The sequence below is a fragment of the Albimonas pacifica genome, from assembly GCF_900113695.1.
Lineage (GTDB): Bacteria > Pseudomonadota > Alphaproteobacteria > Rhodobacterales > Rhodobacteraceae > Albimonas > Albimonas pacifica.
In genome coordinates this window covers 65,050-87,055 of the sequence record NZ_FOQH01000012.1, presented here as the reverse complement: position 1 = coordinate 87,055, position 22,006 = coordinate 65,050, and the positions used below count along the sequence as shown (strand labels likewise).

Genomic DNA, 22,006 nt, shown 5'->3' with positions numbered 1-22,006 from the left:
GGAAACGGCGGCCCGCAAACGGCGCGCGCCGCGCCCCTTGCGGGACGCGGCGCGGAACGGGCGGCGTGGGCGGCGGCCGCTGGCCCGGGGGCCGGCGGCGCGGCGCTCACTGCATGGTCTTGACCTCGACCTGGCTGCCGCGGCGCACGATGACCTTCACCTCGGGCTCGGGCGGGGGGGCGGCCTCGACCGGGGCGGGCTCGGGCGCCTCCTCCTCGACCACGCCCAGCAGGGCGTTGCGGTCGAGCACGCCGGCGTCGGCCATCGAATCGGCGCCGAAGCCGCGCAGCGACAGCGACAGGCTGCCGACCGAGGAGGCCAGCGTCAGCGCCTGCACCTGCTCCGGCGTGCCCTGCACGGTGACGGTGCGCGCGATCTTGGCCTCGATCCGGTCGGGGTCGGTGTCCTGGTCGACGGCCACGATCTCGATGTTCTGGATCAGCACGCGGGCGGTGGGGCCGCTGCGGTCCTTGGTGGTCAGGATGATGTCGACCCGGCTGCCCGGCAGCAGGAAACCGCCCACGGCCGAGGCCGCGTCGACCGGCAGGGTGTAGGCGCGCATCCCCGGCTCGATCAGGGTGGCGACCGTGGCGCGCTGGCCGAAGCCGGTGATCTTGGTCTTCAGGATCAGCTCGTTGGGCTCCATGCGCCGCAGCACGGTGCGGGGCTTGGCGTCCGGGCCCTCGCCGAACAGGTCGACGGGGGAGGTGAAGGCGTTCTCGGGGACGGCGTCGGCGGGCCACTGCACGACGCGCACGTCCTCTCGCGACAGCGGCTGGCCGAACTTGAGGTCCTTGCTGGCCACCGCGACGGGCACCATGGCGACGGCGGCGCCGGATCGCGCCTCGGCGGCCTGAACCTTGGTGAACACGTACCAGGCGGCCCCTCCGGCGAGCGCGAGCCCGACGACGAAGATGAATACGGCGAGCGATCTCATGGCGGCGGCCTCGCTGCGGTCTGGATCTGCTGAATGGATCGCGTGAACGGACGAAACCGCCCACGGTCCGGTGACCGGGGGCGGCTTAGCCGATCGTCTCCCGGCCGTCGCTTCCGCCTGGCTCCCGCGTCGCGGTCGACGCGACGCGGGTCAGGCCGCGGAAGCCGTGCGGCTCAGGCCGAGATCAGGTGGAGGGGGTGCCCGACGACCACTCCTGGTCGGCGACCACGCCGCCGCCCTGGCTCAGCTCGGCGTCGATCGAGTCGATCAGGCCGCCGACGCCGCCGGAGAGGGTGGTGATCGCGCCGATCGAGAGGATCACGACGGCGGCGGTCAGCACGACCCAGTCGACGGTCACGGCGCCGGAGTCGTCGGAGATCACGCGGCGAGCTTTGGTGAAGATGTTCATCTCAGGCTTCCTTCTGCAACACGGGATCCGGCCAGCGCCTGGAAGGGACCCCTCATCGCCCACACGGGCGAACACTTACTAAACCCCGGACCGGGGCACTCTCTGCGCCCCGACAGGGGCGGTCTGGTTCGCGGCGTTGGATACCCTCCGCTGCGGTGCTCATATACATGAACGTCCCTTCCGTGGAAATCAACCTGATTCGTAGGGCCCTGCGTCAAGAAATGCGGGCATGTTTAGGTTGACCATCCGTGAACGCGGGGGCGGTTCCTCGACTCCGGTCTTGTTTTCCACCTGGCGGCATCTGCTCCGCATGGCGACGGCGCGCGGGTCGGCGACGCAGGCATGCGCAGAGCGGGTCGCGGGGGCGGGGATCAGACCGAGTCGCGGGACGGGGCGTCACCAGCCGCTGTCGACGGCGACCGCGCCGTCGTTGATCAACTGGGTCACGGCATCGAGCAGGGACTGCATTCCGTCGGAGAACGCGGTCCCGAAGCTGATCGCGATCATGATGACGGAGGCCGACAGGATCACGAAATCCGCCGTCACCGCACCATCCTCGCGTGCCACGAGGCGGTAGATATGCTTGTACTCGAGCAACGTTACGCACCGCTTCATTCCACTGAGCCGATGTTACACCATCCCGCAGCTTTCAGCCACATGAACCCGGGCCCCTCGCAGGTCCCCGGGGCCGGGCGACCTGAGGTCGCGGCGCCGTGCGGCGGAAGTCCGTCCCACGCGCTCGTGCGGCTCGCGGCGGCGGCGCTGCTGGCGCTGTCGGCGGCGGCGGGCGCGGCGGCGCAGACCGGGGGCGCGACGGCCGCGGGCGGGGACTTCACCTTCCGCAGCGTGACGCCTCCGCCCGCCGGCGCCCGCAAGCGGATCGTGTTTCAAAATCAGTCAGTTGTCGCCCTCCGGCCGGGCGCCGCGCAGGGCTTCTGGTCGCGGCCGGAGGCGCGGCCCCAGGTGACCCGCGCGCGGCCCCTCGCGCCTGCGCTCGCGGCCGCGGCGGACTGGGGGCGGGCGACCGGCCGCGCCGCCGAGCGCGACCGCGAGACGGCGCGCCGGATCATGGACGCTCACGGTTCCGCGATGCTGGCTGCGGCCCGGGGATCGGGCCTGTCGCTGAGCCTGCTGCTGGCGGTGGCGATCGCGGAATCCGGCGGTGATTCGCGCGCGACCAGCCCGAAAGGCGCCCTGGGACTGATGCAGCTGATGCCCGCCACGGCGGCCGAGCTGGGGGTTTCGGACGCCTTCGCGCCGGCCCAGGCCGTGCCCGGCGCGGCCCGCCACCTCGCCGCCCTGCTGCGGCGGTTCGACGAGGATCCGCTGGCCGCGCTCGCCGCCTACAACGCCGGCGCGGCGGCGGTGGAGGCGCGGCGCGGCGTGCCCGACTGGGCCGAGACGCGGGCCTACGTGCCCCGGGTGCTCGCCGCCGCCGCGGCCCTCCAGGAGCTGTGCCTGAGCCCGCCCGAGAGCTTCCGCGCCCCCTGCGCCCCCTCCCCCGCCCTGCACCGCCCGACGGTCGCGGCGACGGCGGCGCGCGCCGCCCGCCCCGGCTGGATCGCGGCCCCCCGCTGACCGCCCCCGCGGCGCGCGCACGCGAAAAGGGCCCCCGCGCGGCGGAGGCCCTTCGAGACGGCGCGGCGCGGGGCCGGCCGAACGGTCAGGCGACGAGCGTCGCCTCGGTCTTGGCGCGGACCTCGTCCATGTCGACGCCCTCGGCGAGCTCGACCACCTTCAGGCCGCCCTCGACCACGTCGAAGACGCCCAGGTTGGTGATGATCCGGTCGACCACGCCCGCCCCGGTCAGCGGCAGGGTGCACTGCTTGAGCAGCTTCGATTCGCCCGCCTTGTTGGCGTGATCCATGATCACGATCACCCGGCCCACGCCCGCCACCAGGTCCATGGCGCCGCCCATGCCCTTCACCAGCTTGCCCGGGATCATCCAGTTGGCCAGGTCGCCGTTCTCGGCCACCTCCATCGCGCCCAGGATCGCCAGCGCGATCTTGCCGCCGCGGATCATCGCGAAGCTGGTCGAGGAGCCGAAATAGGCGGTGTGCGGCAGCTCGGTCACCGTCTGCTTGCCGGCGTTGATCAGGTCGGGGTCGACCTCGTTCTCGGTCGGGAACGGCCCGATGCCGAGCATCCCGTTCTCCGACTGCAGGGTCACGTCCACGCCTTCGGGGACGAAGTTGGCCACCAGGGTCGGAATCCCGATCCCGAGGTTCACGTACATCCCGTCCTCGAGCTCCTGCGCGGCTCGGGCGGCCATCTGGTCACGATCCCAGGGCATCGTCTGCGCTCTCCTCCTATCGGGCGGCCGCGCGGCGGGCGCGCCCCCGGTCCAAATCGGGTCCATCGGGTCGGGCGGCGCGGCGGGGCGCCGGCCCGGGGTCGGTCATCGCGTCCCGGTCATCGCGACCCGCAGGCCGCGCCGGTAGACGCCGGTGTTGGGCGCGGGAGGGGGCAGCGGCGTGCGGGCGACGGTCCAGCCGAACTCCTGCAGCCACATCTCCAGCGCCCCGGCCGAGGGGATCGTCGACAGCGCCTCGCCGCGGCCGCGGGGATCGGCGATGGCGCCGTCCTTGGCCGCGCCTTCCCAGCGCATCTCGACGAAGACCCGCGGCTCGCCCTCGTTCATGCGCCGGCGGCGGGCCCGGGCGCCGCGCCCGCCGGCGCGGATCACCTGGCTGTCCACGATCACGTTGCGCACGCCCAGCCGGTCGAGATGGGCGAACAGCTCGTACTGACGCGGCGTGTGATAGAGAAAGCCCAGCACCAGCGCAGTGTCGAAGGCGCCCGGCGTCATCCGCGCCAGCGCCTCGAACACGTCGCCCTGCCGGAACTCGTAGCGCGCGGGGTCGATCCCGTAGTCGGCGAAGGCCCGCCGCCCGCGGGCGATCGCCTCGTCGCGCGCCTCGACGCCGAGCACATGGGCCGCGCCCGCGCCTTCAAGCGCGGCGAGCCCGAAGCGCCCGTCGTTGCAGGCCAGGTCGAGCACCCGCGCGTCCTTCAGCAGGGACGCGTTGGCCGCGATCAGCAGCTCGTGGCGGTAGTTCAGCCGCGCGAGGTCGGCGGCCACCGTCCCCTCCTCGGCGAAGCGGGGGTAGGCGTCGAAGAAGCCGGGACGGCGCGCGGGCGGGGCGGCGCGCCCGCCCTCGCCCCGGCCCTTGCGGCCGGGCTTTCCGGCGCGCGCGCCGCGGGCGGCGGCGCGGCGGCCGCCTCCGCGCGGGGAGCGCCCGAGAGCCCCGGGGGTCTTCATGCCGCGCGCACGGTGCGCTTCTCGATGCGCTTCTCGAACGCGCCCTGGATCAGGCGATGGACGAAGACGCCCGGCAGGTGGATCGCGTCGCCGTCGAGCTCGCCGGGCTGCACGATCTCCTCGACCTCGCAGACGCAGACCTTGCCGCACATGGCGGCGTCGGGATTGAAGTTCCGGGCGGTCTTGCGGAACACGAGGTTGCCGGTGGTGTCCGCCTTCCACGCCTTGACGATGGCGAGGTCGGCGACGATGGCGCGCTCGAGGATGTAGGTCTGGCCGTCGAAGTCCTTGTGCTCCTTGCCCTCGGCGATCTGGGTGCCGACGCCGGTCTTGGTGTAGAAGCCGGGGATGCCGCAGCCGCCGGCGCGCATCCGCTCGGCCAGCGTGCCCTGCGGGTTGAACTCGAGCTCGAGCTCGCCCGAGAGATACTGGCGCATGAACTCGGCGTTCTCGCCCACATAGGACGAGATCATCTTCTTCACCTGCTTGGTCTGCAGCAGCACGCCCAGGCCGAAGTCGTCCACGCCGCAGTTGTTGGAGGCGATGGTCAGGTCCTTCGTGCCCGCGTCGCGGATCGCGGCGATCAGGTTCTCGGGGATGCCGGACAGGCCGAAGCCCCCGGCCGCGATGGTCATTCCGTCGAACAGGAGGCCGTCGAGCGCCTCCGCGGCGGAACCATACACCTTCTTCATGCAACTCCTCCGGATCGCGCGAGAGCCGTGAGGGCGGGCCGCTCGGCCCCTCCCCGGCCCGGTCGTCCCCTTAGTTGCGCCCCGCCGCCCGCCCTGTCAACGCAGGTGCAGCAAGCGGGGGCAGGAGATCTGACCGGGGGTCAGCCGAGCCCCCCGGGCGGGCGGGGGCGCCCGGCGCCCGGCCGCGCGCCCCCGCGGGCCGCGCGGGGCCCCGGGTCAGGGCCGGGGCGCGCGCGCCGGGGACCGGCCGCTCAGCACTCGGCCAGCGCGCGGTCCATGAGGGAGACGGCCTCGTCGATCTCGGCCTCCGACACGGTCAGCGGCGGGGCGATGCGGAAGATCGAGGTCATGCCCTCCAGCGCCGCGATGTTCACCGACAGGCCCAGCTCCATGCAGCGCTTCATCACCGCCTTGCCGTAGGCGTTGGCCGGGGTCTTGGAGGCGCGGTCCTCCACCACCTCCAGCCCGCACAGCAGCCCGCGCCCGCGCACGTCGCCGATGCGCGCGTGCTTCTGGCCGAGGTCGCGCAGCCGCCCGCGCAGCACCTCGCCCATCTGGCCGGCGCGCTCGGCGAGGCGATCGCGGGTCACGATCTCCATCACCTTCAGCCCCACCGCCGCCGGCAGCGGATCGGAGACATGGGTGGTGTAGAACAGGAACCCCCGCTCGGCGCAGACCTGCTCGATCTCGGCCGAGGTGATCGTGGCGGCCAGCGGCAGCCCCGCCCCCAGCGTCTTGGAGAGGGTGAGGATGTCCGGCGTCACCCCGTCCCGCTCGAAGGCGTACATCAGCCCGGTGCGCCCGAGGCCGGTCTGCGCCTCGTCCAGAATGAGCAGCATCCCTCGGGCCTCGCATTCCTCCTTCAGGGCGCGCAGGTAGCCCTCCGGCAGGTCGAGGATGCCGCCGGTCGACAGGATCGGCTCGGCGATGAAGGCGGCGAGGCCGCCGTTCGACTGGGCGTCGATCAGGCGGAAGTCGGCGGCCAGCAGCTCGCGCCAGCCCGGCCCGTCCTCCCCGAAGCGGGGGCGGTAGGCCGAGGGCGCGGGGATCGCGAAGGCGCCGGGCATGCCCGGCCCGTAGCCCTTGCGCCCGGCCGAGAAGGTGGCCGCCGCCGCGCCCCCGGTCATCCCGTGCCAGGACTGGGCGAAGGAGACCACCTCCCACCCGCCGGTGAAGCACTTGGCCATGCGGATCGCGGCCTCGTTGCTCTCGCCCCCCGTCGACAGCAGCAGCACCCGGTCCAGCCCCTCGGGCAGCGAGTCGGTCAGCGCCTCGGCCAGCGCCACCACCGGCTCGCTCAGCATGCCGGAGTAGAGATGCGCGAGCCGCCCCGCGTAGTCGCGGATCGTCTCGGTGATCTCGGGGTGCGAATGGCCCAGCACCGCCGACATCTGGCCCGAGGTGAAGTCCAGGATCGGGGTCCCGTCGGCCGTGAACACCCGCGTCCCCTGCGCCGAGGCGATCTCGCCCTCGAAGAAGTCGGGGCCGTAGCGGACCAGGCGGCTGCGGGCGCGGGTCATGAAGTCGGGGGTCATGGGGCCTCTCCTTGCGGGTTCCGATCTGGGCGGGTTCCGATCTGGCGCAGGATGCGGGAGCGCGCCGGCGAAAAGGCGTCGAATTTCGCGCAACAGCGGGAAATTCTCTCGCGCACAGATCAGAACCGCGAGAAACTCGACGGATCGCGAGGAAACGGGAGAGAACCATGCTCGACGGAATCGACCGCCGCCTGCTGCTGGCCCTGCAGGAGGACGCGCGCCGCACCAACGCCGAGCTCGCCGAGGACGTGGGCCTGTCGATGTCCGCCTGCGCCAAGCGCACCGCCCGCCTGTGGTCGGAAGGGCTGATCGCGGGGGCGGTGGCGATTCTCGACCGCCGCCGCTTCCGCCGGCCGGTGACGGCGATGGTCACCGTCACCCTGACCTCGCCCACCGCGCGCAACTCCGACGCCTTCGTGCAGGCGATCCTGCGCCACGCCCAGGTCCAGCAGTGCCACGTGGTGACCGGGGACTTCGACTTCCTGCTGCTGATCCAGGAGCGCTCGATCGAGGCCTACCACGACTTCGCCATGGAGGTTCTGGGCGCCCTGCCCTTCGTGCAGGCCTACAAGACCACCTTCGTCCTGCGCACCTGGCGCAACCGCGACGCGCTGCCGGGATGGTGCCTCGAGACGCCCGGCGCCGCCTGAGCGGCGCGGCCGGCCGTCGCCCCGGGGCTGGCGAGCGCGATCGCGGGCGCCATGTTAAGCTTCGCTCAACGTTTCGGGACCACATAGCGCGCAACGCGGCCGCCCGGGCCGCCGTTGCCGCCGCCGGGTCCCTTGGATTAGGGTCGCCGAGACCCAAGCGAGGATGCCCCAATGAACGTCGCGATGACTTTCCCCGTAAAGCTCAAGGACCCGTCGCTGCTGACCGGTCGCGCCTACATCGGCGGGCGCTGGCGGGACGGCGACGGCGGCGCCACCTTCCCGGTGACGAACCCCTCGACGCTGAAGCCGATCCAGGAGGTCGCCGACTGCTCGGTCGCGATGACCACCGAAGCGATCGACGCCGCCTACGACGCCCAGAAGAAATGGGCGAAGATGCTCGCCTCCGAGCGCGCCGCGCTGGTCGAGAAGCTCCATGACCTGATGGTGGAGAACGCCGACGACCTCGCCGCCATCCTGACCGCCGAGCAGGGCAAGCCCGTGACCGAGGCGAAGGGGGAGATCCTCTACGGCGCCTCGTTCCTCAAGTGGTTCGCCGAAGAGGGCAAGCGCATCTACGGCGACACCATCCCCGCCGCCGCCCCCGGCAAGCGGATCGTGGTGCTCAAGCAGCCCGTCGGCGTGGTGGCCTCGATCACGCCCTGGAACTTCCCGAACGCGATGATCACCCGCAAGATCGGGCCGGCGCTGGCCTCGGGCTGCACGGTGGTCGCGCGCCCCGCCAAGCAGACGCCGCTGTCGTGCACCGCCATCGCCGTGCTGGCCGAGCGGGCGGGCTTCCCGGCGGGCGTGTTCAACGTGATCACGTCCTCGTCGGCCTCGCCCATCGGCAAGGAGCTCTGCACCAATCCCAAGGTGCGCAAGCTGACCTTCACGGGTTCCACCGAAGTGGGCCGGATCCTGATGGAGCAGTGCGCCGGCGACATCAAGAAGCTGAGCCTCGAGCTCGGCGGCAACGCGCCCTTCATCGTCTTCGACGACGCCGACCTGGACGCCGCGGTCGAGGGGGCGATGGGCTCCAAGTTCCGCAACGCCGGCCAGACCTGCATCTGCGCCAACCGCATCTACGTGCAGAAGGGCGTCTACGCGAAGTTCGCCGAGAAGCTGGCGATGAAGGTCCATGACCTGAAGGTCGGCGACGGCTTCGCCGAGGGCGTCGCCGTGGGCCCGATGATCGACGCCGCCGGCATGAAGAAGGTCGAGGAGCACGTCCAGGACGCCGTCTCCAAGGGGGCCGAGATCGAGTTCGGCGGCTTCCCCCACGCGCTCGGCGGCTCCTTCTACACGCCCACCGTGCTGACCGGCGTCACCCAGGAGATGAAGGTCGCGAAGGAAGAGACCTTCGGCCCCGTCGCCCCCCTCTTCGCCTTCGAGACCGAGGAGGAGGCCATCGCCATGGCCAACGACACCGAGTTCGGCCTCGCCTCCTACTTCTATTCCCGCGACATCGGCCGCTGCTTCCGCGTGGCCGAGGCGCTGGAATACGGCATCGTCGGCGTCAACGACGGCCTGCCCTCGACCGCGGTGGCGCCCTTCGGCGGCGTCAAGCAGTCGGGCCTGGGCCGCGAGGGCTCGAAGTACGGGATCGAGGACTTCCTCGAGATCAAGTACCTCAGCCTAGGCGGCATCTGACCCCGCGGGCTTGCCGCCTCACCCCGCCGCCGCGCGCCCGCAGGGCGCGCGCGGCTCCTCCGATGGACCTGCCCAGGGCCTCCCGACGGGTCGCCCCGGGGCCTTTCCGCCTCCGCCGCCGCAGAGATCGCGCCCCCCTTCCCCGGTCGGACCACCCGACCGGCCCGCGGGGGGCGCCCCGGGCCTGCCCCGGGGCCTCTCGCGACGTTGGCCCCCATTGGTCCTTCCGACGCCCATCTCCGGCCCGCGCCCTGCGCCGAATCCCGCCGCAGCCGCCCCTGGAACGGCCCCGATCGCCGGCACGCCCTGCCCCGCCGGGGTCGTCAGACGCCCTGCGCGCGCCTATCTGCCTGTCGAAGGCCGCGCCGACCGCGACCTGCGCCGCTCCGCCCTCCCTGCCCTCCTGGACCGCCGCCCCCTGCCGATGACCCTCGCCTTCGACCTGCCGCTCGACACCCCGCGCCTGCGCCTGCGCGCGCCGGCGGCCGCGGACGCGCCGGCGCTGGACGCGATCTTCTCCGACCCGCTGGCCATGGCCCGCGCCGGCGGCCCCCGCCCCACCGGCTTCGGCGAGGTCTGGGCGGCCGAGCAGCGCGCCCGCCTCGCCGCCGGAGAGCCCGCGGCCCTGGCGATCGAGCGTCGCGGGCGCACGGGGCTGGCAGGCGTCGCCGGCCTCGCGCCCGGCGCGTCCCCCGACGCGCCCCGCCTCGCCCTGCTGCTCGCCCCCGCCCAGCGCGGCGAGGGCCTGGGCGCCGAGGCCGCCGCCGCCGTGCTGATCGCCGCCTTCGCCCGGCCCGCGGTCCCGCGCAGCCCGGTCACCCGCCGCCCGCTCTCGCGCCCGCCCGATCCCGACGACGCCCCCGCCCGGATCGAGGCGCTGGCCGCTCCCGGCGACGCCGCCCTGATCCGCACGCTGGAGCGGGTGGGCCTGCGCTACGTCCGTCTCGACCTGCCCGCGGGCGGCCAGGTCTACGCCCTGCACCGGCCCTGACCGCCCCGCTCGCGCGGGCGTGAGGGGGCGGCGCGTCCTGCGGCGTTGCCCGCGCGGGAAGACGGCGCCTATCGTTCCGAATGAGATTCAGCCCCGCGCGCCTCGCCCCCGTCCTGCTCCTCCTCGCCCTCGCCGCGCTCGCGCCGCGCGGGGCCCAGGCGCAGGGGACCATCGCCGAGGTCGACGTCGAGCTGGTGCTGGCCGTCGACATCTCCCGCTCGATGGACCTCGAGGAGCTGCGCATCCAGCGCGACGGCTACGTCGCCGCCCTGCGCGACGGCGAGGTGATCCGCGCCATCGAGGGCGGGCTGCTGGGGCGCATCGCCGTGCGCTACTTCGAATGGGCGGGCCCCGGGCGACGCGGGATCGACAGCGGCTGGCGGCTGCTCGACGGCCCCGCCTCGGCCCATGCCTTCGCCGACGGGCTGGCGGAGGGGCGGATCTCGGCGGCGGTGGGGACCTCGATCTCGGGCGCCATCGACTTCGCGCTCGCCGCCTTCGAGGGCAACGGCTTCGAGGGGCTGCGCCGGGTCGTCGACATCTCCGGCGACGGGCCCAACAACGCGGGCCGCCCGGTGACCGCCGCGCGCGACGAGGCTGTGGCGGCGGGCGTCGTCATCAACGGCCTGCCGCTGATGATGAAGGCCAACGACGGCCCCTTCAGCCTGCGCGAGCTCGACATCTATTACGAGGACTGCGTGATCGGCGGCCCCCTCAGCTTCGTGCTCCCCCTGTGGGAGCAGGCGAAATTCCCCGAGACGATCCGGCGCAAGCTGATCCTGGAGATCGCCGCGCCCCACTCCGTCCCGGTCCCCGCCATCCGCGCGCCCGCGCGGCCCGCCGCGATCCCCGCGCAGCTCGGCCTCGGCGGCCAGGCCCGGGCCCCGCGGATCGACTGCCTGATCGGCGAGAAGCGCCGCCAGCGCTGGATGGAGGGCGGCGGCTGGGAGTGGTGAGCGCCCCTCACCCCCCCGCCCCCGCGGCGCGCCCCGATCGGCGGATGGTCGCCGCCCCCTCCACCGCCGGGCCCGCGCCGTGGCCGGTCTTGTCCCAGTAGGCCGGGGCGGTGACCGATTCCTTCAGCGCCTTGAACGCCGCCAGCGTCGCCAGCGGCCAGTAGAACGGCAGGACCAGCGCCTGCGCGAGGCTGATCCGCCAGCCCGCCCGCCTGAGCCCCACCAGCACCGAGGCCAGCAGCACCCCCTGCCCCGCGTGCATGAAGCCCAGCAGCAGCAGCACCGTCCAGCCCGGCCGGTCCAGCAGCGGCGAGCCCCCCGCCAGCAGCGGCCAGGCGAAGAGCGCGGTCCAGAACAGCGGCTGCGACAGGAACGCGGCCCCCGCGCCCACGAAATGCACCTGCATCCCCAGGAAGCCCCGCCAGCCGAGCTCCCGCCACAGCCGCCAGGGGTCGCGCATGTGGATCTGCCAGGTCTGCAGGTAGCCCTTCTGCCAGCGCGAGCGCTGGCGCAGCCAGGCGCCGGGGCGGGTGACGGCCTCCTCTCCGGTGTCGGAATCGAACATCCGCGTCAGGTAGCCCGCGCGGGCCAGGCGCACGCCCAGGTCCGCGTCCTCGGTCACGTTCCAGGCGTCCCAGCCGCCCACCCGCTCCAGCACCCGGCGGCGGATGAACAGCGAGGTCCCCGCCAGCGGGACCGGCGCCCCCATCCGCACCAGCGCCGGCAGCACCAGGTGGAACCAGGCGGCGTATTCCATGGCGAAGCAGCGGCTGAGCCAGCCCTCCCGCCCGTTGGAGATCCTCAGCCGCGCCTGCAGGCAGGCGACCCGGGGCGGCGAGCGGGCGAACCCCTCCACCGCCTTGCGGATCTGGTCGGGGTCGGGGCGGTCCTCGGCATCGTAGACGCCCACGATGGTCCCGCGGGCGAAGTCGAGCGCATGGTTCAGCGCGCGCGGCTTGGTGCGCGGCCCGCCGGGCGGGGCGGCGATCACCCGCAGCCAGGGCGGCGGGTCGGCGGCGTGGATGGCGGCGACGGTCTCGGGGTCGTCGTGCTCCACCGCCAGGATCGCCTCCAGCCGCTCGGCCGGGTAGTCCAGCCGGCGCAGGGCGGCGATCAGGCCGGGGGCGGCCTGCGGCTCCTTGTAGAGGGCGATCAGCAGGGTCACGCAGGGCGTCGCCGCGGTCGGCTCCGGCGGCGGCGGCGCGGCGGGCGCGGGCCGCTCGGGCGCCATGAACAGGGCCGCCACGCGCACCGCCATGTTGGCCGCGTTGAATGCCAGCGCGGCGAGGAACACCAGCGCCAGCACCGCCCCCGGCTCGACGACGGCCGCCGCCGGGATCGCCAGCAGCGCCGCCGCCAGCGCGATCCGCGCCCGCGGCCCCGAGAGCCCCTGCGCCGAGAGGCTGCGCGGCGCCCGTCCCGCGGCGCGCGCCGCCCGCCGCTCCCCCGGCACGGCCATCAGCGCGGCGTCGAGCCCCGCGCCCGTGCAGACCGCCGCCCGCAGGCGCGTGTCGCGCGGCAGATCGAAAGCCCGGCGCACCGCCTCCGGATCGCGCAGCAGCCGGGCCGGGTCGGGGGTGGCCAGCGTCACCCGCCGCGGATCGCCTTCGTCGCGCCGCCAGGGCGCCGCCCGCCAGGTCGCCATCGCCTGAAGGGGCGTTGCGGCCAGCAGCGCCGGATCCGGCGGATGCGCCGCGAGATCCGCGACCTCGATCCCCATCTGCCGGGCCACCGCCCGGGCCACCGCCTCGGGCGAGACGAGGCCATGGGCCAGCAGGATCTCCCCCAGCGGCGCGCCGGAGCGGCGCTGGCGGCGCAGGGCCACGGCGATCGAGAGCTCCGAGGCTGCGCCGTCGCGCACCAGCAGGGCGCCCAGCCGCTCCGACGGCGGACGTCGCGGGCCGGGGCGCGGCGCGAGCGGCGAGACCTCGCGCCCGGCGCGGCGCGGCGCCGGCGGGCTGGACGGCGAAGACATGCTCGGTCGCGACCTCCGCGCGGCCAGGATTCGGAAGCGCCGAGCCTCGCCGCCCGTGGTTAATTCCGCGTGAAGGCCGCGGCGCGCGTCAGGCGGTCAGCGCCGCCCCGTCGCGTCGCGGGTCGGCCGCCGCCTCGACCACGCCGCTCCGCGAGCGGCGCACCGCGTGCACGCCGCCGAAGAACAGGCTCTCCTGCGCCCAGGGACGCGCGGCGGGGAAGGCGCGCGTCAGCGCCTCGCGCTCGGCGCCCGGGAAGCGGTCCTCGAAGTCGATCGAGGGGCCGGGGGGCGCGTCGGGATCGCCCGCGGGGGGCGCGTGCTCGACATGCAGGCGCGGCGCCTCGATCGCGCGGTCCAGCGCCTCGCCCCGGTCGGCGAGCCGCGCGATCGCCTGCGCCATGGCCGAGCGGATCCGGTTGGAGCCGCCCGAGCCCAGCGCCGCCACGCTCCCGTCCGGCCAGGCCATCGCCGTGGGCGCCATCATCGAGGCGAGCCGCACGTCCGTCCGCCAGCCGTCCAGCCCCCGGGGCAGCAGGTCGGCCTCGCCCAGCATGTTGTTGGCCATGGTCCCCGTGCCCGGCACGACCAGCCCGCAGCCCTCGCCGTTCGAGAGCGTCAGCGCCGCCGCCATGCCCGAAGCGTCCACCGCCGAGACATGGGTCGTCCCGCGCTCGGACCGCGGCCGGGCGGCGAGGGCGCGCAGCCCCTCCGCCGTGGCTTCGCCGAGCCGGGCGAGGACGTCGCCCCCGGCCTGCGCCTCGGCCTCGGCGCGGGCCTTCGCGACCGTCGCGAGCGCATGGGCCCAGTCGAGCGCCGAGGCGTCGGCGGGCGCCAGCCGCAGCGCCAGGGCCACCAGCGTGCCGCCCAGCGCCGGGCCGGGGTTCAGCGACAGGCGCGCCGCCCCCCGCTCGGCCTGCAGCGGCTCGCGCCAGGCGGGGCGGTAGGCGGCGAGGTCCTCGATCGTGAGATGCCCGCCCTCGGCGGCGATCCCCGCGAGCGCCCGGGCGATCTCGCCCTCCTGGAACAGGCGCGGCCCCTCCTGGGCGAAGGCGTCGATGGCGTCGGCGAGCGCGGGGTTGGCCAGCGTCTCGCCGGCGACGGCCAGCGTCTCGCCGTCGGGGCAGAACAGGGCGCGGGCGGCGGGGGTGGCGCGGCAGATCGGGGCGATCACCTGCAGGACGCGCGCCTGGAAGGCCGAGAAGGGCAGCCCGCGGCCGGCGGCCTCGAGCGCGGGCCGGGCGAGCTCGCGCATCGGGATGCGGCCGAAGCGGGCGTGCGCCTCGGCGAGGCCGGGGACCAGGCCGGGGGTGGCGATGGCGCCCGCGCCGATGTGGAAGCTCTGCCGGGCGTCGCCGAAATCGGCCTCGATCGCGCGCAGGTCCCGCTCCGGCTCGGGGAGCCGCCGCCGGGGGGTCTGCACGAAGAAGTCCAGCATTCGCGACCGGCCCGAGGCCTCGCGCACCGCGAGGAACCCGCCGCCGAAGAGGCCGGCGAGCAGCGGCTCGGCCGCGCAGGCGGCGAGGGCGGCGGCGACGACCGCGTCCACGGCCGTGCCTCCGGCGCGCAGGGCCACGGCCCCGGCTTCGGCGGTGGCGACATGCCCCGCGGCGATGGCGAAACGCGACATCCGACCCGTCCTCCCCCGTCGATCCCAGAGCCCTCCCCGTTACGGCCGCGCCCCGGCCCCGTCCAGCCCCTCCGGGCGCGCCGCCCGCCCCCGGGCGCCCGCGCCCCCAGCCCCCCGGGAGCGCCTGTTCTCCGGAGCCGTCCATCGCGGATGCCGATCAGAGCGACTCGGCCGGCCCCGTCAAGGATCGCGAAGCGACCCGCGCTTGCGCGGGCTCGTCCTTGACGGGGCCGGGCGAGTCGCTCAGGCATCAGACGCGATGGACGGGTCCGGAGGACAGGCGCGGGCGTCTTGTTCTTGGGTGAGTCCGGAGCCCGCCGGAGGCTCCACCGCCCCCAACCCGAGCGACGTCCCCACCCGCGCCCCGCAGCCAAGCCCGCCCGCAGGGCGCCTGCGCCCCCCGGGCCCTCAGGCTCGCGCCGCCCTCGTCAGACGGGGTCCTTGTGCACGATGACTTCCGCCTCCGGGAAGGCGTCCAGGATGCGGTGGCGCAGGCTTGCGCCGATGTCGTGGGCCTCGCGCAGCGGCAGCTCGCCCGGCAGCTCGACGTGGATCTGCACGAACAGGCGCCGGCCGGCGGTGCGGGTCTTGAGGTCGTGGTAGCCCGCGAGCCCCGGGTGCCCGTCCGCGATCTCCTTCAGCCGGCGCAGGGTCTCCTTGTCGGCGCCGTGGTCCATCAGCGCCCGCCAGCCCCGCTTCGCCACCCGGAAGGCGCCGGCCAGCAGCAGCCCCGCCGCCGCCAGCCCCACCAGCGAATCGAGATCCGACAGCCCCAGCCAGGCCGAGGCCGCCAGCGCCGCCAGGGCGCCCAGGTTGGGTAGCAGGTCGGACATGTAGTGCAGCGAGTCCGCCGCCACGACCGGGCTGCCGGTGCGCCGCGCGACGCGCAGCTGCCACCAGACCAGCGCCAGGGTCAGGACGATGGAAACCGCCATCACCCCCATCCCCAGCTCCTCGCGCGCCAGCGGCGAGGGCGCGTCGGCAAGGAGCCGGGAGATCGCCTGCCAGCCGATCAGCAGCCCCGAGACCGCCACCAGCCCCGCCTGACCCAGCGAGGCCAGGTCCTCGGCCGAGCCGTGGCCGAAGGCGTGCTCCTCGTCGGCGGGCTTGGAGGCGTAGAGGACGGCGGCGAGCCCCGCCAGCGAGGCGACCGCGTCGATGGCGGAATCGGCCAGGCTCGCCGCGACCCCCAGCGAGCCGGTCTCGCGCAGCGCCCACAGCTTGACCAGCGCCAGCAGCAGCGCCACCGCCACCGCCGCCGCCCCGGCGGAGGCCGCCAGCCGGTCGTCGCCCTTGATGTTCAGCCGTCCGCTCATGGCGGCGGTCTATTGCCGGCGGGCGCGGCGGGCAACCGCGTTCGTCGCCGCGCGGCGCGCGCGCCCCCGCGCCGCCCCCCCGCCGCCGCCCGGCCGCGGAATCGCCCGCTTCGCCGCGCAGGGTGCGACGGAGCCGGGGGGCTTCGTGCGTGACAGGCTGAGGGAGGCGACGGTCGCCGCCCGGCCCGACCGCCAATGCGCCGGAGGAACGACCATGTTCCACGCCTTCGTCAGCCGCCGCGGCGCCCTGCGCGCCGCCCTGGGAGGGGCCGGCCACGTGGCCCCCGCCGCCTTCGAGGCCGCCTCGGTCCCGCCACCGTGCGAGCGCGCGCCCGACGCGGCCGCGCCGCTCTCCCCCGCCGTCGCGCCGCGCATCCGCCTCTGCGGCCGCCGCGCCCCGCTCCCGGTCCAGGAGCCGCCGGGCGTCTCCTGAGCGTCCGGATCGCGCCCGCACGCAACGCCGCGGCGGGCGCGTCTATATAGTGTGCGCCCGGCGCCCCGACCTCGCCGCCCGCAGCCGCCCTCCGGGCGCAGGCGCCCCTCGCCTCCCGCGGCGACGCAGGCGGCGCTCTCCCGCCGCCCGCCTCCGCGTCGCGAAGCCCCTCCGGGGCGGGTCGGCGGGCCGCAGGTGGGCGCCGGCGCGGCGTCGGCAGGGGCGGGGGCAGGGGCGGGGCCCGCCCTCCCCGCGCGGCGCGCGCGCGGGCGCGAATCCCGCGGCGGGCGGGCCGGGGGCGACGCCGGGGGCGCCGGGGCGCTGCGCCGTGCGGTCGCATCAGCGAATTTCTTCATGAATTGCAAATACCTGACCCCATCCGGGGGTCGATTCACCCAGCTTGACACTCCACCCCCCCCTTTCTAGTGTCCGCCCGACTGGCCAAGGGGCCGCGACGGACCGGCAGGAGGGGCCGCTGAGGGTTTGACCGGATCCACCGGACCCGGACGACGGCGAGGCGCGGCGATGCCGCCGAACAGCCACGACTGGGGACGGACGTGACGGATCACGACCCGAAGGGGGCCAGCCTCTCGGACATCGATGCGAGACTCAAGGCGATCCGCGATCGGCGCACGGCCGAGACGCGGCCTCGTCGTGAGACCCACGCACGGTGGCATGGGGCCGAGTTCGCGTGGCGCATGGTCATCGACCTGACCGCGGGCATCGCGGTGGGACTGGCGATCGGATGGGGGCTCGACGAGCTGTTCGGCACGGGCCCCCTGTTCATGGTCGTTTTCGTCCTCGCGGGGTTCGCCTCGGGGGTCAAGGTCATGCTGCAGTCCGCCAAGGAGCTGCAGTCGAAGAACCAGGCCCGGGCCGCGCAGGGCGGCCAGGGCGCAGACGAAGCTGACGGCGCGCGCGCGCCACAGGACGAGGGACGCTGAACGTGGCAGGCGGAGCGGAACACGGCGCGAGCTCGGGCGGCATCAACGCCCATCCCATGGACCAGTTCATCGTCAAGCCGCTGTTCGGCGACGAGAGCCTGGGCCTGTTCACCGTCACCAACCAGACGCTCTGGCTGGCGGTCGGCGTGCTGTTCGCCTTCCTGCTGCTGGCGCTGCCCACCCGCAACGCGACGCTGGTGCCCGGCCGCATGCAGTCGGTGGCCGAGAGCCTCTACATGTTCGTGCGCAAGATGGTGGCGGACATCCTCGGCGAGGACGGGGCGAAGTTCTTCCCCTACATCTTCACCGTCTTCATGTTCATCCTGATCGCGAACGTCGCCGGCCTGATCCCGGCCTCGTTCACGCCGACCGCCCACATCGCCGTCACCGGCGTGCTGGCGCTGATCGTGTTCATCTCGGTCACCGTGATCGGCTTCATGCGCCACGGCCTCCACTTCATCTCGCTGTTCTGGGTCAGCAGCGCGCCCACCGTGGCGCTGCGCTGCGTGCTGTTCCTGATCGAGCTGATCTCCTACTTCGTGCGGCCCCTCAGCCATTCCGTCCGTCTTGCGGGCAACATGATGGCGGGCCACGCGGTGCTGAAGGTCTTCGCGGCCTTCGTCCCGGCGCTGGGCATCCTCGGCGTCGTTCCCATCGCGGCCATGACCGGCATCTTCGCCCTGGAGCTGCTCGTGGCCTGCGTGCAGGCGTATATCTTCACGATCCTCACCTGCGTGTACCTCAAGGACGCGCTGCACCTGCACTGAGATCCGACCGGCCGGGCGGCGGTCGTCGCCCCCGGTCGACCATTCACGACTTCCAACCCACGAAGGAGCCAGGAACATGGAAGGCGATATCGCAAGCATGGGTCAGTACATCGGCGCGGGCCTGGCCACGATCGGCCTCGGCGGCGCCGGTCTCGGCGTCGGCAACGTGGCCGGCAACTACCTCGCCGGCGCGCTGCGCAACCCGGCGGCCGCGGGCGAGCAGCAGGCGATGCTGTTCGTCGGCATGGCCTTCGCCGAGGCGCTGGGCATCTTCTCGTTCCTGGTGGCGCTGCTGCTGCTGTTCGCGGTCTGATCCCCGGAACGAACGAGATCGGACGGGGCGCCCTCGCGGGCGCCCCGCTCCCCTGACTGGCGCCGGGCCCGCGCAGGTTCCTCTCGAACCGGGATCGCACCGCCCCGCCTGACCGAGATTTTCGCCGCCTCGCGCCCCCGGACCGCGCTCTCCCGCGCCTCCCCCGGGCCGGCCGCCGAGCCCAGGAGACGAGCATGGCCCTGTTCTTCAGCGCCGCCCAGGCCGCGACCGAGACGGTCCACGAAGCCGCCGAGGAGCTTCGTGCTGGCGTTCACGCCACCGAAGAAGCCGCGGGCGGTCTTCCCCAGGTCAATTTCGACGCCTTCCCCTCGCAGGTCTTCTGGCTGCTGGTGGCGCTGGTCGTCATGTACCTGATGTTCAACCGCGTGGTGCTGCCCCGCATCGGCGGCATCATCGAGGAGCGTCACGACGCGGTCGAGGACGACCTGGACCGCGCCGCCGACTACAAGCGCCGCGCCGAGGAGGCCGAGGCCGCCTGGCAGAAGGCGCTGAGCGACGCCCGCGCCGAGGCGCAGGCCATCGCCGACGCGACCAAGGCCGAGATCCAGAAGGAGATCGACGCCGCGATCGAGAAGGCCGACGCCGAGATCGCCGCCAAGACCGCCGAGTCCGAGACCCGCATCGCCGAGATCCGCGCCGAGGCTTCCGCCGCCGTGCAGGAAGTGGCCCGCGAGGTCGCCGTGGCGCTGGCCGAGGCCGTGGCGCCGGGCGCCGCCGACCCGTCGGCGCTGACCGCCGCCGTCTCCAAGCGCGTGGAGGGCTGAACCCATGTGGCATAACTCCAACTTCGTCGTCTTCGTCGCCTTCGTCCTGTTCATCGGCGTGCTGTGGTACGCCGGCGTGCACAAGAAGCTCGCCGCCGCGCTGGACAAGCGCGCGGTGCGCATCAAGGAGGAGCTCGACGAGGCCCGCCGCCTGCGCGAGGAAGCCCAGTCGCTGCTGGCCTCCTACGAGCGCAAGCAGAAGGAGGTCGAGGGCCAGGTCGCCGACATCGTCGCCCACGCCCGCACCGAGGCCGAAGAGGCCGCCAAGCAGGCGAAGAAGGACCTCGAGGTCTCGATCGCCCGCCGCCTGAAGTCCGCCGAGGAGCAGATCGGCGCCGCCGAGGACAACGCCGTGCGCGCCGTGCGCAACGAGGCGGTCCGCGTCGCCGTCGCCGCGACCTCCGAGGTCCTCAAGGACTCGATGTCCGCCGAGGCCCGCGCCAGGCTCACCGACGAGGGCATCGCCACCGTGGGCGCCAAGCTGCACTGAGCGGCGCTGTTCCGCCGAGACCCGCAAAGGGCCGCGCCTTCCGGGCGCGGCCCTTTCTCTTTGCGAGAGCGGCCCCCGGAACCTGAATTGTCAGAGGCCGCTCCCCGGTCCAGACTGGAGCGATGACCCGCATCTTCATCACCCGCGACGGCGCGCGCCGGCCGAGCCAAGGACCGGAGTGCTGGAAGGCCCTGCTCGCCAACCCCAAGACCCAGTGGCGGCCCGGCTTTTCGGCGATGGCGGCGGCGCGCAGCTGGGAGGCGGCGCAGAGCGCTCCGTCGGGCCTGCCGCCGGAGGTCGCGGCTTTGCTGGGGCCCGAGGCGCGGTTGGCGACGGCCGAACCCGAGTTCAAGGTTCCCCTCCCCGGCCGCGGCGGCGCCAGCCAGTGCGACGTGTTCGCCATGATCGACATCGGCCCGCGCCGCATCGCGACGGCCGTCGAGGCGAAGGTGGAGGAATCCTTCGGCCCGACGCTCGCCGCCTGGACGCCCGACCGCTCTCCTGGCCGCGGCGCGCGGCTGGCGGCGATCCTCGCTCTGCTCGGCGCCGCCGCCCCGCCGCTTGCGCTGCGATACCAGCTACTGCACCGCAGCGCCGCCGCGATCCTGGAGGCGCAGCGGCGCGGCGCCGACGCGGCGGCGATGCTGGTGCAGTCCTTCTCGCCGCGCCATCGGCGGCTCGAAGATTTCGAGGCGTTCTGCGCCTGGCTCGGCCTCCCCGATCCGGCGCCGGGCCGCCTGATGGCCCATTCCCTGCCCTGCGGCCGCGACCTGCTGCTCGGCTGGGTCAGCAGCGGAGCGTCGACCTTCCTGGAGCCGGCCCCTGGTCGCGAGGGCTGAGGCGGACCCCCAAACGCGAAACGCCCGGCCGTGGGGCCGGGCGTTCGGGTCCGCGGAAGGCGGAGGGGCGATCAGCGGGGCTGGTCGTCCTCGTCCTCGTCGTCGTCCGACCCGCCGGGCAGGTTGAACAGCGCGTCGGGGTCCAGCGTCTCGCGCGGGTCGACGCGGCGGTCGTCCTCGTCGTCGCGCGAGTCGACCAGCGAGAAGTTCTCGAGGCCGGAGATGTTGGAGGGCATCCGCGGCTCGGGCCGGGCGGCGAGGCTCTCGTCCGTCGAGAGCAGGGACATCCGCTCCTCGTGGGACATGACTTCCTCGCGCTCGCGGCGCTTGCGCTCGGCGGCGCGGCGCACGGCCTCGTCGAGCTCGGACTGCGAGCACAGGCCGACGGCGACCGGGTCGACCGGCTGGATGTTCTGGGCGTTCCAGTGGGTGCGGTTGCGGATCGACAGGATCGTCGGCTTGGTGGTGCCTACCAGCTTCGAGATCTGGCCGTCCGACAGCTCCGGGTGGTAGCGCACCAGCCAGGCGATGGCGGCCGGACGCTCCTGGCGCTTGGAGAGCGGCGTGTAGCGGGGGCCCTTGCGGCGGGCCTCGCCCTCCATCGCCTGGGTGCGCTTCAGGCGCAGGCGCAGGGTCGGGTCCTTCTCGCAGCGGTCGATCTCCGACTGCTCGAGCTGGTTGTTGGCGACCGGATCGAAGCCCTTCATGCCCTGGGCGACCTCGCCGTCGGCGATGCCGTTGACCTCGAGCTCGTGCAGGCCGCAGAAAGAGGCGATCTGGGTGAAGGTCAGGGTCGTGTTGTCCACCAGCCAGACGGCGGTGGCTTTCGGCATCAGCGGCAGCGAATCGCTCATCGGTCTCGGGTCCTCTCCCGGCAAGACGTCATCCTCGGTTCCGAAGAACCCGGCCGCATCCGGTTTCCCGGCGGCCGACCCTGTTCTGATAGGGAGGCGGCCGTGATATAGTCGCTTTGGGACGCGGAGGAAAGGCCCCCCGCATCGTCCCCCGCGATGCGGCGCGTGGGCGGAACCGGGCGCGCCCCGCGCATCGGCCGCGCCTGTCGCAGCTTCAGGCTGTTCACAGTGGGTTGCGATTCAACCAACGATGTGGAAACTCTAATGGGGCTTCGATGGCGTGACGTTACGTCGCCGGGCCGTTGATCGGTTGCACATCGAGGGTCCGGATCGCGTTTCAACCGCCGGTCCGGTTCCGCAGACGCCACGGGATCCCGTTTGAGCCGCACGCCCCGCCAGCCTGACGCCGCCCTCGGCGAAACCGACGAAGAACGCGCCCGCCGAAGGTTGGCCCTGATCCGCGTTCTGATCTGGGCCCAGCGCGAGGCCGATGCGATGGACCTCCACGAACCCTCGGACCTGCTCCGCGACGCCATCGAGGCGCTGCACCCGCCCGAAAGCTGAACGCCGCGCGACGGCCC

The 22,006-nt window shown here is 73.9% G+C and carries 24 protein-coding genes; 13 read left to right on the top strand and 11 right to left on the bottom strand.

Annotated elements, in window-relative coordinates; all coding sequences use genetic code 11:
- Positions 1-106: 106 nt before the first annotated feature.
- The 3 genes from cpaB to BM064_RS22980 all read right to left on the bottom strand — a co-directional run bounded on the left by cpaB (position 107) and on the right by BM064_RS22980 (position 1,961).
- Entirely contained in the window at positions 107-937 is an 831-nt protein-coding gene (gene cpaB / locus BM064_RS22990) for a Flp pilus assembly protein CpaB (protein WP_092864602.1), read from the bottom strand.
- 184 nt (positions 938-1,121) lie between these two features.
- Positions 1,122-1,346, bottom strand: a complete 225-nt coding sequence (locus tag BM064_RS22985; RefSeq protein ID WP_092864598.1) for a hypothetical protein — start codon at positions 1,344-1,346, stop codon at positions 1,122-1,124.
- Between the two features lie 396 nt (positions 1,347-1,742).
- Positions 1,743-1,961 carry a hypothetical protein gene (locus BM064_RS22980; RefSeq protein WP_092864595.1) on the bottom strand — a complete coding sequence of 73 codons (219 nt, stop codon included), beginning with the start codon at positions 1,959-1,961 and terminating at the stop codon, positions 1,743-1,745.
- Positions 1,962-2,087: 126 nt separating this feature from the next.
- Between BM064_RS22980 and BM064_RS22975 the strand changes: the two genes are divergently transcribed.
- Positions 2,088-2,924 (top strand): lytic transglycosylase domain-containing protein, encoded by an 837-nt coding sequence (locus BM064_RS22975; protein ID WP_245779257.1) that lies wholly within the window; start codon positions 2,088-2,090, stop codon positions 2,922-2,924.
- Positions 2,925-3,009: 85 nt separating this feature from the next.
- Here the strand turns inward: BM064_RS22975 and BM064_RS22970 are convergent, their stop codons facing one another.
- From BM064_RS22970 to BM064_RS22955, 4 genes are all read right to left on the bottom strand, one after another.
- Complete coding sequence (locus tag BM064_RS22970; RefSeq protein ID WP_092864588.1) at positions 3,010-3,639, bottom strand: CoA transferase subunit B; 630 nt, start codon at positions 3,637-3,639, stop codon at positions 3,010-3,012.
- Between the two features lie 105 nt (positions 3,640-3,744).
- Entirely contained in the window at positions 3,745-4,428 is a 684-nt protein-coding gene (locus tag BM064_RS22965) for a class I SAM-dependent methyltransferase (protein WP_143103431.1), read from the bottom strand.
- Between the two features lie 176 nt (positions 4,429-4,604).
- Positions 4,605-5,300, bottom strand: coding sequence for a CoA transferase subunit A (locus tag BM064_RS22960; RefSeq protein ID WP_092864582.1), 696 nt, complete (start codon positions 5,298-5,300; stop codon positions 4,605-4,607).
- Positions 5,301-5,551: 251 nt separating this feature from the next.
- A complete protein-coding gene (locus tag BM064_RS22955) occupies positions 5,552-6,835 on the bottom strand; it encodes an aspartate aminotransferase family protein (RefSeq protein ID WP_143103430.1) in 1,284 nt (427 codons plus the stop codon).
- A gap of 167 nt (positions 6,836-7,002) precedes the next feature.
- Between BM064_RS22955 and BM064_RS22950 the strand changes: the two genes are divergently transcribed.
- The 4 genes from BM064_RS22950 to BM064_RS22935 all read left to right on the top strand — a co-directional run bounded on the left by BM064_RS22950 (position 7,003) and on the right by BM064_RS22935 (position 11,082).
- The gene (locus tag BM064_RS22950; protein WP_092864578.1) at positions 7,003-7,485 is read left to right on the top strand and encodes an Lrp/AsnC family transcriptional regulator; all 483 of its coding nucleotides are present in this window, start codon (positions 7,003-7,005) and stop codon (positions 7,483-7,485) included.
- A gap of 171 nt (positions 7,486-7,656) precedes the next feature.
- Positions 7,657-9,135 (top strand): NAD-dependent succinate-semialdehyde dehydrogenase, encoded by a 1,479-nt coding sequence (locus BM064_RS22945; RefSeq protein ID WP_092864575.1) that lies wholly within the window; start codon positions 7,657-7,659, stop codon positions 9,133-9,135.
- Between the two features lie 424 nt (positions 9,136-9,559).
- Positions 9,560-10,126, top strand: a complete 567-nt coding sequence (locus tag BM064_RS22940) for a GNAT family N-acetyltransferase (protein ID WP_092864571.1) — start codon at positions 9,560-9,562, stop codon at positions 10,124-10,126.
- Between the two features lie 80 nt (positions 10,127-10,206).
- A complete protein-coding gene (locus BM064_RS22935) occupies positions 10,207-11,082 on the top strand; it encodes a DUF1194 domain-containing protein (RefSeq protein ID WP_092864568.1) in 876 nt (291 codons plus the stop codon).
- A gap of 7 nt (positions 11,083-11,089) precedes the next feature.
- Here BM064_RS22935 and BM064_RS22930 read toward each other — a convergent pair whose 3' ends face one another.
- The 3 genes from BM064_RS22930 to BM064_RS22920 all read right to left on the bottom strand — a co-directional run bounded on the left by BM064_RS22930 (position 11,090) and on the right by BM064_RS22920 (position 16,000).
- Complete coding sequence (locus BM064_RS22930) at positions 11,090-13,057, bottom strand: glycosyltransferase family 2 protein (RefSeq protein WP_092864565.1); 1,968 nt, start codon at positions 13,055-13,057, stop codon at positions 11,090-11,092.
- 88 nt (positions 13,058-13,145) lie between these two features.
- On the bottom strand, positions 13,146-14,684 hold the full coding sequence (locus BM064_RS22925; protein ID WP_092864562.1) for a gamma-glutamyltransferase: 1,539 nt from the start codon (positions 14,682-14,684) through the stop codon (positions 13,146-13,148).
- A gap of 428 nt (positions 14,685-15,112) precedes the next feature.
- The gene (locus BM064_RS22920) at positions 15,113-16,000 is read right to left on the bottom strand and encodes a cation diffusion facilitator family transporter (protein ID WP_092864559.1); all 888 of its coding nucleotides are present in this window, start codon (positions 15,998-16,000) and stop codon (positions 15,113-15,115) included.
- 214 nt (positions 16,001-16,214) lie between these two features.
- On the opposite strand from BM064_RS22920, the gene BM064_RS22915 reads away from it, so the two are divergent.
- The 7 genes from BM064_RS22915 (at position 16,215) to BM064_RS22885 (ending at position 20,571) form a co-directional block, all read left to right on the top strand.
- A complete protein-coding gene (locus tag BM064_RS22915) occupies positions 16,215-16,433 on the top strand; it encodes a hypothetical protein (RefSeq protein ID WP_092864556.1) in 219 nt (72 codons plus the stop codon).
- A gap of 557 nt (positions 16,434-16,990) precedes the next feature.
- Entirely contained in the window at positions 16,991-17,377 is a 387-nt protein-coding gene (locus tag BM064_RS27655; protein ID WP_177236376.1) for an AtpZ/AtpI family protein, read from the top strand.
- 56 nt (positions 17,378-17,433) lie between these two features.
- Positions 17,434-18,144 carry a F0F1 ATP synthase subunit A gene (locus BM064_RS22905; RefSeq protein ID WP_092864725.1) on the top strand — a complete coding sequence of 237 codons (711 nt, stop codon included), beginning with the start codon at positions 17,434-17,436 and terminating at the stop codon, positions 18,142-18,144.
- A gap of 76 nt (positions 18,145-18,220) precedes the next feature.
- On the top strand, positions 18,221-18,457 hold the full coding sequence (locus BM064_RS22900; protein WP_092864550.1) for a F0F1 ATP synthase subunit C: 237 nt from the start codon (positions 18,221-18,223) through the stop codon (positions 18,455-18,457).
- Positions 18,458-18,651: 194 nt separating this feature from the next.
- Positions 18,652-19,242, top strand: a complete 591-nt coding sequence (locus BM064_RS22895; protein ID WP_092864547.1) for a F0F1 ATP synthase subunit B' — start codon at positions 18,652-18,654, stop codon at positions 19,240-19,242.
- A gap of 4 nt (positions 19,243-19,246) precedes the next feature.
- A complete protein-coding gene (locus tag BM064_RS22890; protein WP_092864544.1) occupies positions 19,247-19,732 on the top strand; it encodes a F0F1 ATP synthase subunit B family protein in 486 nt (161 codons plus the stop codon).
- A gap of 122 nt (positions 19,733-19,854) precedes the next feature.
- On the top strand, positions 19,855-20,571 hold the full coding sequence (locus tag BM064_RS22885; protein WP_092864541.1) for a DUF6946 family protein: 717 nt from the start codon (positions 19,855-19,857) through the stop codon (positions 20,569-20,571).
- A gap of 71 nt (positions 20,572-20,642) precedes the next feature.
- Here BM064_RS22885 and BM064_RS22880 read toward each other — a convergent pair whose 3' ends face one another.
- The gene (locus tag BM064_RS22880) at positions 20,643-21,425 is read right to left on the bottom strand and encodes a DUF1013 domain-containing protein (RefSeq protein WP_092864538.1); all 783 of its coding nucleotides are present in this window, start codon (positions 21,423-21,425) and stop codon (positions 20,643-20,645) included.
- A gap of 378 nt (positions 21,426-21,803) precedes the next feature.
- Here BM064_RS22880 and BM064_RS27850 point away from each other — a divergent pair, with 378 nt between their 5' ends.
- Positions 21,804-21,989, top strand: coding sequence for a hypothetical protein (locus BM064_RS27850; protein WP_143103429.1), 186 nt, complete (start codon positions 21,804-21,806; stop codon positions 21,987-21,989).
- Positions 21,990-22,006 lie beyond the last annotated feature (17 nt).

Coding starts and splice junctions, on each gene's coding strand:
- BM064_RS22945 (WP_092864575.1), top strand. CDS start 7,657: ATGAACGTCGCGATGACTTTCCCCGTAAAGCTCAAGGACCCGTCGCTG.
- BM064_RS22890 (WP_092864544.1), top strand. CDS start 19,247: ATGTGGCATAACTCCAACTTCGTCGTCTTCGTCGCCTTCGTCCTGTTC.
- BM064_RS22885 (WP_092864541.1), top strand. CDS start 19,855: ATGACCCGCATCTTCATCACCCGCGACGGCGCGCGCCGGCCGAGCCAA.
- cpaB (WP_092864602.1), bottom strand. CDS start 937: ATGAGATCGCTCGCCGTATTCATCTTCGTCGTCGGGCTCGCGCTCGCC.
- BM064_RS22920 (WP_092864559.1), bottom strand. CDS start 16,000: ATGAGCGGACGGCTGAACATCAAGGGCGACGACCGGCTGGCGGCCTCC.
- BM064_RS22955 (WP_143103430.1), bottom strand. CDS start 6,835: ATGACCCCCGACTTCATGACCCGCGCCCGCAGCCGCCTGGTCCGCTAC.
- BM064_RS22960 (WP_092864582.1), bottom strand. CDS start 5,300: ATGAAGAAGGTGTATGGTTCCGCCGCGGAGGCGCTCGACGGCCTCCTG.
- BM064_RS22940 (WP_092864571.1), top strand. CDS start 9,560: ATGACCCTCGCCTTCGACCTGCCGCTCGACACCCCGCGCCTGCGCCTG.
- BM064_RS22985 (WP_092864598.1), bottom strand. CDS start 1,346: ATGAACATCTTCACCAAAGCTCGCCGCGTGATCTCCGACGACTCCGGC.
- BM064_RS22900 (WP_092864550.1), top strand. CDS start 18,221: ATGGAAGGCGATATCGCAAGCATGGGTCAGTACATCGGCGCGGGCCTG.
- BM064_RS22930 (WP_092864565.1), bottom strand. CDS start 13,057: ATGTCTTCGCCGTCCAGCCCGCCGGCGCCGCGCCGCGCCGGGCGCGAG.
- BM064_RS22880 (WP_092864538.1), bottom strand. CDS start 21,425: ATGAGCGATTCGCTGCCGCTGATGCCGAAAGCCACCGCCGTCTGGCTG.
- BM064_RS22970 (WP_092864588.1), bottom strand. CDS start 3,639: ATGCCCTGGGATCGTGACCAGATGGCCGCCCGAGCCGCGCAGGAGCTC.
- BM064_RS22980 (WP_092864595.1), bottom strand. CDS start 1,961: ATGAAGCGGTGCGTAACGTTGCTCGAGTACAAGCATATCTACCGCCTC.
- BM064_RS22905 (WP_092864725.1), top strand. CDS start 17,434: ATGGACCAGTTCATCGTCAAGCCGCTGTTCGGCGACGAGAGCCTGGGC.
- BM064_RS22915 (WP_092864556.1), top strand. CDS start 16,215: ATGTTCCACGCCTTCGTCAGCCGCCGCGGCGCCCTGCGCGCCGCCCTG.
- BM064_RS22925 (WP_092864562.1), bottom strand. CDS start 14,684: ATGTCGCGTTTCGCCATCGCCGCGGGGCATGTCGCCACCGCCGAAGCC.
- BM064_RS22935 (WP_092864568.1), top strand. CDS start 10,207: ATGAGATTCAGCCCCGCGCGCCTCGCCCCCGTCCTGCTCCTCCTCGCC.
- BM064_RS22895 (WP_092864547.1), top strand. CDS start 18,652: ATGGCCCTGTTCTTCAGCGCCGCCCAGGCCGCGACCGAGACGGTCCAC.
- BM064_RS22950 (WP_092864578.1), top strand. CDS start 7,003: ATGCTCGACGGAATCGACCGCCGCCTGCTGCTGGCCCTGCAGGAGGAC.